Source organism: Phyllobacterium sp. (assembly GCF_037994425.1).
Lineage (GTDB): Bacteria > Pseudomonadota > Alphaproteobacteria > Rhizobiales > Rhizobiaceae > Phyllobacterium.
Map to the genome: position 1 here is coordinate 40,583 of NZ_JBBNAM010000440.1, position 9,180 is coordinate 49,762.

General features: G+C 58.4%; 10 protein-coding genes. 6 read left to right on the top strand and 4 right to left on the bottom strand.

Annotated elements, in window-relative coordinates:
* The first annotated feature begins 196 nt into the window (after positions 1-196).
* From AAAB35_RS29080 to rnhA, 5 genes are read left to right on the top strand one after another with little or no spacing between them, the layout of a single operon-like run.
* Positions 197-592 (top strand): DUF983 domain-containing protein, encoded by a 396-nt coding sequence (locus AAAB35_RS29080; RefSeq protein WP_340671808.1) that lies wholly within the window; start codon positions 197-199, stop codon positions 590-592.
* Positions 585-1,385: an SURF1 family protein gene (locus AAAB35_RS29085; protein ID WP_340671809.1), complete on the top strand. Its 801-nt coding sequence runs from the start codon at positions 585-587 to the stop codon at positions 1,383-1,385. The genes AAAB35_RS29080 and AAAB35_RS29085 overlap by 8 nt, the downstream gene beginning before the upstream one ends.
* Before the next feature lie 52 nt (positions 1,386-1,437).
* On the top strand, positions 1,438-2,439 hold the full coding sequence (ispH, locus tag AAAB35_RS29090; protein WP_340671810.1) for a 4-hydroxy-3-methylbut-2-enyl diphosphate reductase: 1,002 nt from the start codon (positions 1,438-1,440) through the stop codon (positions 2,437-2,439).
* A gap of 2 nt (positions 2,440-2,441) precedes the next feature.
* The gene (locus tag AAAB35_RS29095) at positions 2,442-3,422 is read left to right on the top strand and encodes a homoserine kinase (protein ID WP_340671811.1); all 981 of its coding nucleotides are present in this window, start codon (positions 2,442-2,444) and stop codon (positions 3,420-3,422) included.
* Positions 3,419-3,886, top strand: coding sequence for a ribonuclease HI (gene rnhA, locus AAAB35_RS29100; protein ID WP_340671812.1), 468 nt, complete (start codon positions 3,419-3,421; stop codon positions 3,884-3,886). Before AAAB35_RS29095 ends, rnhA begins: the two co-directional genes overlap by 4 nt.
* Before the next feature lie 27 nt (positions 3,887-3,913).
* Here the strand turns inward: rnhA and AAAB35_RS29105 are convergent, their stop codons facing one another.
* Positions 3,914-4,399 (bottom strand): peroxiredoxin, encoded by a 486-nt coding sequence (locus tag AAAB35_RS29105; RefSeq protein WP_340671813.1) that lies wholly within the window; start codon positions 4,397-4,399, stop codon positions 3,914-3,916.
* A gap of 76 nt (positions 4,400-4,475) precedes the next feature.
* Positions 4,476-5,273, bottom strand: a complete 798-nt coding sequence (locus AAAB35_RS29110) for a protein-disulfide reductase DsbD domain-containing protein (RefSeq protein WP_340671814.1) — start codon at positions 5,271-5,273, stop codon at positions 4,476-4,478.
* Positions 5,274-5,447: 174 nt separating this feature from the next.
* Here AAAB35_RS29110 and AAAB35_RS29115 point away from each other — a divergent pair, with 174 nt between their 5' ends.
* On the top strand, positions 5,448-6,050 hold the full coding sequence (locus AAAB35_RS29115; RefSeq protein ID WP_340671819.1) for a YqgE/AlgH family protein: 603 nt from the start codon (positions 5,448-5,450) through the stop codon (positions 6,048-6,050).
* Positions 6,051-6,108: 58 nt separating this feature from the next.
* On the opposite strand, the gene AAAB35_RS29120 is transcribed toward AAAB35_RS29115, so the two are convergent.
* Positions 6,109-8,949, bottom strand: coding sequence for an EAL domain-containing protein (locus AAAB35_RS29120; RefSeq protein ID WP_340671820.1), 2,841 nt, complete (start codon positions 8,947-8,949; stop codon positions 6,109-6,111).
* Positions 8,950-9,019: 70 nt separating this feature from the next.
* Positions 9,020-9,180 (bottom strand): GNAT family protein (locus tag AAAB35_RS29125; RefSeq protein WP_340671821.1); only part of this gene is annotated, 161 nt, incomplete at its 5' end.

The following is a 9,180-nucleotide window of genomic DNA, read 5'->3' on the forward strand; positions in this document are numbered from 1 at the left end:
CGACATGGCCGCCCTTTTCTCTTGTAAGGACGCGAAGAGGCAGGCGGATCCCGGCCGGATGTTTCGCTGAGGGCAGGAAACGCTCTAACGGCTGGACAGACGGTCGCGTTGCCGTCACTAATCGCGCGATGGCCACGATTTGGACGCTTGTTCGGATTACGGCACCTATTGAACCAATCCTTGAGCGCATGTTCCAATGAATGAAGACACAGCCCTTTATCCGCCGGTCGATCCGATCACTGCGGGCGTTAAGGCCCGATGCCCACGCTGTGGCCAAGGCAAGCTTTTCGACGGATTCCTGAAGCCCGCGCCGAAATGTGCAAGCTGCGGCCTCGACTATTCGTTTATCGATACCGGCGAAGGTCCGGCGGTGCTGGTCATGCTCCTGATCGGGTTCATTGTCGTCGGGCTGGCGCTGTGGATGGAGGTCAACGTCGATCCGCCTCTGTGGGTGCACTTCGTATTATGGATTCCTCTGGCGCTGGTGCTTTGCCTGTCCACCCTTCGCTGGATGAAGGGCGCCCTGATCGCCCTTCAGTACAAGCACAAGGCCGCTGAAGGGCAGCTCGATCGTCCCGCCGCTCATGAGTAAGATTTCCGAGCCAGCACGCGGTCAGAAATTCCCATGGATCACGATCATCCTTGGCATTCTGGTCTTTGCCGTCCTCATTGCGCTCGGCACGTGGCAGGTCGAACGCCTCTACTGGAAGGAGGGGCTTCTGGCCGAAATCGAGGCGCGAACCCATGCAGCCCCGGTTCCACTCGCGGATATCGAGAAGATATGGGCCAACGGCAATGATGTCGACTATCGCACGGTTACGGTCTCTGGCCGGCTGCTCAATGGTGAGGAACGGCATTTCTTTGCGACCTACGATGGCTACTCCGGTTTCTATGTCTATACGCCGCTGCTGCTCGACGACGGCCGCGCCGTTTTCGTCAATCGCGGCTTCGTTCCCTATGACCGAAAGGAACCGGCGACGCGTTCGGAGGGACAGGTCGAAGGAAAGGTAACGATTACGGGCCTTGCCCGGAACCCGCTGGCGGCCAAACCGTCCTCGCTCGTCCCGGACAACGATCTGAAGGCCAATATCTACTACTGGAAGGACCTCGTGACGATGGCCGGGCAGTCGGGGATCGACGCTGCCAAGCTCGTGCCCTTCTTCATTGACGCTGACAAGGCGCCAAATCCGGGTGGCGCGCCGGTCGGCGGCGTCACGATCATCGATCTGCCCAACAGCCATCTCCAATACGCTGTCACGTGGTATGGCCTTGCTGCAACCCTGGTCGTTATTTTGGCAATCTCCCTGTGGCGAAGATATAAACTGCGACCGGAAAACGAGCTGGGTGTTGATGGAACATCGTCTTCCGACTTGACTTCCCGCTGATTGCCGCCCAAGTCCAAGAAGCACTCAAACTGGTTCCGCGAGACTTGAAAAGATGCCTGAAAAGAGACCACTGACAATCCGCCTGTGCGGACCGCGCGGATTTTGCGCCGGGGTGGATCGGGCGATCCAGATCGTGGTCCTGGCTCTGAAGAAATATGGTGCGCCGGTCTACGTGCGGCACGAAATCGTGCACAACCGCTACGTGGTCGAGGGCCTGCAGGCGCGGGGCGCCGTTTTCGTCGAGGAACTCGACGAGATTCCAGCAGAGCACCGCGACCAACCGGTGGTCTTTTCCGCGCATGGTGTGCCAAAATCGGTCCCGGCCGATGCGGAAAACAAGAATCTCTTCTATCTCGACGCGACCTGTCCGCTGGTGTCAAAGGTGCACAAGCAGGCAATGCGCCACCAGAGGCTCGGGCGCCACGTCATTCTTGTGGGGCATTCCGGCCATCCCGAGGTGATCGGCACGATGGGTCAACTGCCGGAAGGCGCAGTCACGCTTATCGAGACGATCGAGGACGCTGAAGCCTATTTGCCCACCGATCCGGACAATCTCGGCTTCGTAACCCAAACGACCCTTTCCGTTGATGATACGGCCGGGATCATCGCAACGCTGCAGCGGCGCTTTCCCGCCCTGACGGCGCCCGCTGCCGAGTCCATCTGCTATGCTACGACCAATCGCCAGGACGCCGTGAAGGCGGCAGCACCCGGTTGCGATCTCTTCCTTGTTGTTGGAGCGCCTAACTCCTCAAACTCGAAGCGCCTGGTCGAAGTCGCGGAACGTTCGGGGGCAAGCCAGTCGATGCTGGTGCAGCGTGCTTCCGACATCGAATGGGACGCGGTCGGGGACATATCAATCGTCGGGCTCTCCGCAGGCGCTTCTGCCCCGGAAATCATTGTGGATGAGATCATCCAGTTCTTTTCGGAGCGCTACGCCGTTTCCATCGAACTTGCCGAAACGACAATCGAGACCGAGAACTTCCATGTAATGCGCGACCTGCGTGACGTGGAACTGACGAGCCGCGACATGGCCTTCGTCAATGGAAGCCGCTGACCATGGCCGTCTATACCGATATCAATGAAATCGATCTTGGGCATTTTCTCAAAGACTATGAGATCGGCGAACTGCTCTCCTATAAAGGGATCGCCGAGGGTGTCGAAAATTCAAACTACCTGCTTCACACAAGTACTGGCTCGTTCATCCTGACGCTGTACGAGAGGCGGGTGAACAGCAATGACCTGCCTTTTTTTCTGGGCCTCATGCGTCACCTCGCTGGCAAGGGCATAAACTGCCCGCTACCGGTCAACCAGAAGTCCGGTTCGAGTATCGGTGAGCTTGCCGGCCGCCCCGCTGCCATCGTCACCTTCCTCGAAGGCATGTGGATGCGCCGCCCGACCGTGCAGCATTGCTTCGCCGTTGGCGAGGCGCTGGCGCGGATGCACCTTGCGGGCGAGGATTTCCCCATGCGCCGCAAGAACGCGCTCTCCGTCGAAGGATGGCGGCCCTTATGGGAAAATTCGAAAGCTGGCGCGGACAGCGTCGAACCGGGCCTTGCCAACGAGACCGAAGCCGACCTCGCTTTCTTGGAGGCAAACTGGCCGTCGCATCTGCCCCACGGCGTCATTCACGCCGATCTTTTTCCGGACAATGTCTTCTTTCTCGGCAGCCAGCTTTCCGGGCTGATCGATTTCTACTTTGCCTGCACTGATCTCTTGGCCTACGACGTAGCCGTCTGCCTCAATGCCTGGTGCTTCGAGAAGGACAATACCTTCAATCTCACCAAGGGAACGGCGCTCCTGCGTGGTTATACGTCGATCCGTTCCCTTTCGGCGGACGAAGCGGCAAGCCTGCCGATCCTAGCACGTGGCTCGGCTCTGCGCTTCATGCTGACCCGCCTCTACGACTGGCTGAACACGCCGGAGGGCAGCCTCGTCGTCAAGAAGGACCCGATGGAATATCTGCGTCGCATGCGGTTCCACCGGCAGATCAAGTCGGCTGAGGAATACGGCCTCTTGCTCGAAGGACAAAAGGCGTGAAGGAGATCGAGGCTTACACTGACGGCGCCTGTTCGGGCAATCCGGGGCCGGGTGGTTGGGGTGTCGTCCTGCGCTGGAACGGGAACGAGAAGGAGCTTTACGGCGGCGAGGCGGAGACGACCAACAACCGCATGGAACTCATGGCAGCGATCGCTGCGCTAAACGCGCTGAAGGAACCCTGCCAAGTCGATCTCTATACCGACTCCGTCTATGTCCGCGACGGCATTTCGGCCTGGATCGAAGGATGGAAGCGCAATGGCTGGAAAACCGCGGCCAAGAAGCCAGTGAAGAATGCCGAACTCTGGCAGGCGCTTGATGAAGCACGCAAGCGCCACAAGGTCGTATGGCATTGGGTGAAGGGGCATGCGGGCCATCCGGAAAACGAACGTGCCGACGAACTCGCACGTACAGGCATGGCCCCCTTCAAACGCAAGCCGGCCGTTCAAAGCGGCGAAAGCCGGTAAACCGACCCTCGCCATTGATTTCAAAGCTCAGAGCTGTCCGAGCAAGGTTGCAGCGCTCGATGTTACCGCCTGACCAGGCGCCTCTTCAATGTTGAGTTGTTTGACGACGCCGTCCTCGACGAGCATCGAATAACGCTTTGAGCGAACGCCCATATTCCCGGCCGCGAGGTCGATATCGAGGCCAACGGCCTTCGTAAAGGTCGCATTTCCGTCAGACAGGTACTGGATCTTGCCTTCGCCATTGGTCGCCTTGGCCCATGCGCCCATGACGTGCGGATCGTTGACCGCAACCACAACAATCGCATCGACACCCTTTGCGAGTATCGCATCACGGTTTTCGAGGTAGCCGGGGAGATGGTTCATGCTGCACGTGGGCGTGAAAGCGCCTGGAACGGCAAAGAGGACGACCTTCTTGCCCTTGAAAAGGTTGTCCGAGCGCACTTCGCTGACGCCCTCATCGGTCTTCGTCTTGAACGTGGCGTCGGGCAAACGCTCACCTACCTTGATTGTCATGAATTGCTCCTTTTGAGAATTGCATAAGGCTTACCGCAGATAGGGCGCGGTCAGGAAAAAGTCGAGGAATTAATGGCTATTCCTTGACGGTGATCGTGCCGGATACCGCCTTGTTGCCCTGCACCAGCGTATAATATAGCGGCCCTGGTTTGGCCTGGGTGCCCGAAACAACCGGCACGGCAAAGATTGCGCTTTTCTCGTCTCGGGACTTCAGTTTCGACATGCCGAAATTGGCCCCGCCATCGCCCGCAACAAACAGGTCGATGTCCTCGTCACCTGCCGGAAGATCGGCCGTAAAGTCCAGATGGTCGTCGTCGCGCGCGACGCTGCGAACCCCGAATGCCGTGGATGCCGGCGCGGGCAATTGGCCGAACGCTGTCGAAACCTGCGTCTTGGTGAGAGCGTCGCTGGGCGTGCCGTCGATAGAAATGTCGAATTCGGCAGTGACCGGAATGCAGATGGTCTCGCAAATCCCCAAAAATGCATGGCCCGTGAAGTGGGCGGGTTTGGCAGGGTCGGCAAGTGTCAATGTGAATGGGAGTGCCACGGGCTTCTTATACCCGGCCCATTGGGTTCCGCCATCCTCGAAGCGGTGCGGCGTTGGGAAGGAAAGCGCATAACCCTTGATATTGGTGCTCGCGCTGAGGTCGAGTTCGGGCGGGACGCCTGCGTCGCCCGGTTCTTTCCAATAGGTCTTCCAGCCTGGGTCGAGATTGATCTGGATGGCGCCACGAACCTCCGGTGCCGCTTCAGTGGGATTGTCGACGATGATCCTGACTTTGCCGCCCGGCGTGCTGGTCCAGCTTGAATTGGCTGCGGCTGCCGGAAGAGCAAAGAGCAATGCGACGAGGATGCAAAGGAATTTTGTTTTCATGCGGCGACAATTACAACGCTTTTCGTTCCGATCAAGGAGATGGCCGGATTTGCCCATCATATCTACGTGACGAGCCCGTGTTTAAGTGAACTTTTCGGCTTCAGCATCGCCATCGTTTACAATTCGTTACCAGAGGGCGTTGTCATTTATAGAATCCTTGGTACCCTCATACTTATGGGAAACTTAAGAGACGTGAGCAACGAGGCCGGTTTTCTTAACGGACAATTCCTTCTCGCCATGCCGGGAATGGAAGACAGCCGGTTTGCGCGCTCTGTCATCTACATTTGTGCTCATTCAGACAACGGCGCGATGGGTCTCATCATCAATCGCGCCCAGGAAATGGAATTTGGCGAAATACTTGTCCAGCTTGGCGTGCTTGATGAACAACAGGTCATCATGATGCCGGAGCGGACGCGTGATTTTCTGGTGCGCAATGGCGGCCCGGTTGAAATGCGTCGCGGCTTTGTTCTTCATTCCGACGACTACCTGACGGATTCGACCATGCCCGTCGCCGAAGAAATCTGCCTTACCGGTACCGTGGATATTTTGCGCGCCATTTCGAGTGGACGCGGCCCGCGCAGGGCCTTGATGACATTGGGCTATTCCGGCTGGGCCTCGGGCCAGCTTGAGAATGAGATCGCCAATAACGGTTGGCTCACCTGTCAGGCGCCGCACGATCTCCTTTTCGACACGAAGATCGAGAGCACCTACGATCGCCTGCTCGCCTATATGGGCATCGATCCATCGCGCCTCGCCATGGTCGCCGGGCACGCCTGACATTTCCCGGCTGCTCCCTCGGTGTGCTTGTCAAATCCGAGGGCGGCTTACTGGAATCTTACGACGCCTTGGACTGCTGGAATTGCTCGCGCAGAAGCTTGGTTGCGACGTCAAGCGCCAGGGGCGGGCTGAACATGAAGCTCTGGGCGTATTCGCAGCCCATCTGACGCAATTGCAGCGCATCGCTCTCGCTTTCAATCCCCTCCGAGACAACGGCCAGGCCAAGATCATGCGCCATGCTGATCATGGAGCGCAGCAGCGTCACCTTTTGCGGCTGATCGGCTTTCAGGAACGAACGGTCGATCTTGATCATGTCGAACGGGAAGGAGGTAAGATAGGAGAGAGACGAATAACCGGTGCCAAAATCATCGAGAGAAACGCCAACACCCATCGCCTTGATGCTCGAAAGCACATAGCCGGAGCGTTCCGGGTTTTCCATCATGAGTGATTCAGTGAGTTCGAGTTTCAGGCTGCCCGGCTCGATCTGGGTCTGGAGAAGGACCGAGCGGACGTCATCGATCAGGTCCTGGCGGATCAATTGGCTGCTTGAAATATTTACCGAAACGAAGAGTGGCGTGGCTCCGAGGGTCTGCCGCCAATTGACGAGGTCTTCGGCCGCCTTCTGCATCGCGAACAAGCCGAGTTGGACGATCAGGCCCGAGCTTTCGGCGATCGGGATGAACTCCGACGGCGGTATGGATCCGCGGCGCGGATGATCCCAGCGCATGAGTGCTTCAAAGCCCGCAATGCTGTTGTCATCGAGCCGAACGATCGGCTGATAGACCATGTGGATTTCGCGCCGTTCAAGTGCGCGTCGCAGGTCCGACTCAAGCTGTAGACGATCGCTGCCCACGGCGCGGAAGGCGGGACGGAACGGTTCGATACGGTCGCCGCCAAAGCGCTTGGCCTGGTACATTGCAAGTTCCGCATCCTTCACCAGATCCTCTGGCGAGGCAGCGCTGCCGCTTGTCCAGGTGATGAGGCCGAGCGATGCGGTGAGCACGATCTCGCGCTTGGCAAAGGCGATCGGGGCGCGGATGGCCTGTTTCACAGCGTCGGCGAATGCGGCGATCTTGGCAGGCTCGCTCTCCGATACGAGGATCAAGCCGAACTGGTCGGCGGAAAGGCGGCTCAGGGTATCCTGTGGCCGCAAAAGGCGATGCAGGCGGCGCGATATGGTCAGAAGGAAGGTATCTCCGGCAGAAAGGCCGAGGCCATCATTGACTTGCTTGAACCGGTCGATATCGATGATGAATACCGTCGGGCGGATTTTGCTTTCCGTTTGCGCCATGGTGATTACCGAACCAAGGCGATCAAGGAAGAGCTCGCGATTGGGAAGGCCGGTCAGATTGTCGTGAACGGCATCATGCAGCAGGCGCTCCTCGGCCTTCTTTTGCTCGGTAACGTCGATCAGCGTACCGACGCAACGCACGATTTCACCGTCCGAACCGATGACCGGGCGAGCCTTCAACGAATACCAGTAATAGTGGCCGTCATTGGCGCGCAGGCGGAAGGTCTGGGAAATGCGCCCGCGGCGGTTCTCGAGGATAACGTCGAGGGTGGTGCGGAAGCGGTCGCGATCATCCGAATGCAGCATCGGCAACCAGTTGCGTACGGCGCCGTGCAGGGAACTCGCCGATGCGCCAAGGAAATTGGTAAGGTCGGGCGTCGTCACGACACGGTCGCGCGGAACGTCCCAGTCCCAGACAATGTCGCCCGAACCGATGATGGCGAGTGCCTGCCGCTCGACGTCAGAGAAAAGCCCCTGTTGCAGTGCGCCACCCGAAAAGGCGTGCTGCATGACGGTAAAGCCGATCAGGAGGACGATGAGGACGAGACCACCGGCGAGCGCCGGCTGGATAATATCGTTGGCAAGGATGCCGGCGACTGTCAGCCAGCTGCCCGTCAGCCAGACCAGCAGGAGGATCCATGTCGGGATCAGCATGATTGCCCGGTCATAGCTACGGAACGAGAAGAACCCGATCAGGACAGTACCTGCCAGGATCGTCAGCGCGAAGGAAAATCGGGCTATGCCGGCGGCGATTGGTGGGTCGAAGATGGCGACACCCGAGACGATGCCAAGGCCGAGGATCCATGTCAGTGCGCCATAACTGAAATTGTCGTGCCAGCGGTTGAGGTTCAGATAGGTGAAAAGGAAGATGACAAGCGTCGCCGCCAGCGCCACCTCCGTGCCCGCTCGCCACATCTGTTCATTGCCGGGCGCAATCTCGATAAGCTTGCTCCAGAACCCGAAATCAACGCAGATATAGGCAAGAACAGCCCATGCCAGCGCTGCCGTTGCCGGGAAAAGCGAAGTTCCCTTGACGACGAAAAGGATCGTCAGAAACAGCGCGAGCAGGCCGGCGATGCCAAGCAGGATACCGCGATAAAGCGTGTAGGAATTGACCGTATCCTTATAGGCGTTCGGCTCCCAGACATAGACCTGCGGCAGGTTGGGCGAGGCAAGTTCCGCGACAAGCGTGATCACCGAGCCGGGATTGAGGGTGATGAGGAAAATATCCGCGTCATCGCTTGCCTGGCGATCGAGGGCAAATCCCTCGCTCGGTGTAATCGATGTGATACGCGTCGAGCCGAGATCGGGCCAGATGAAGCGCGACCCAACGAGCCGAAAATGAGGAGCCACGATCAGACGATCGATTTGCTCATCCGTCGGATTGGCGAGCGAGAACGCCGCCCAGTCGCCGGTCGAGCGCTTGTCGTTTGCCTGAACCTCGATGCGCCGAACAATTCCGTCCGTACCCGGCGCTGTGGAAATCTGGAATGTCTCGCCCTGGTTGCGATAAACCTCGACCGCCTTCGAAAGGTCGAGTGCCGTGCTTTCCTTGGTGATTTTGATGGTTTCGAAGGCATTGGCAGCGGAGTGGGCCGCAACCAGCATAAACAAAAGGACCAGAGCCCGCGATAAGCCTTTCAGCATCTGTCGTCCCAATAAAGCCACCGATACACCTTCACTTGCCAGCCCGCACATCGTCCTCAATCAGGGCGAAGAGGAGATGATCTTGCCACATTCCGTTTATCTTTAGGTAAGAGCGGAGCAGTCCTTCTCTCTGAAATCCGGCTTTTTCGAGAAGGCGGATCGATCTTTCATTGCCTGGAATACAAGCTGCTT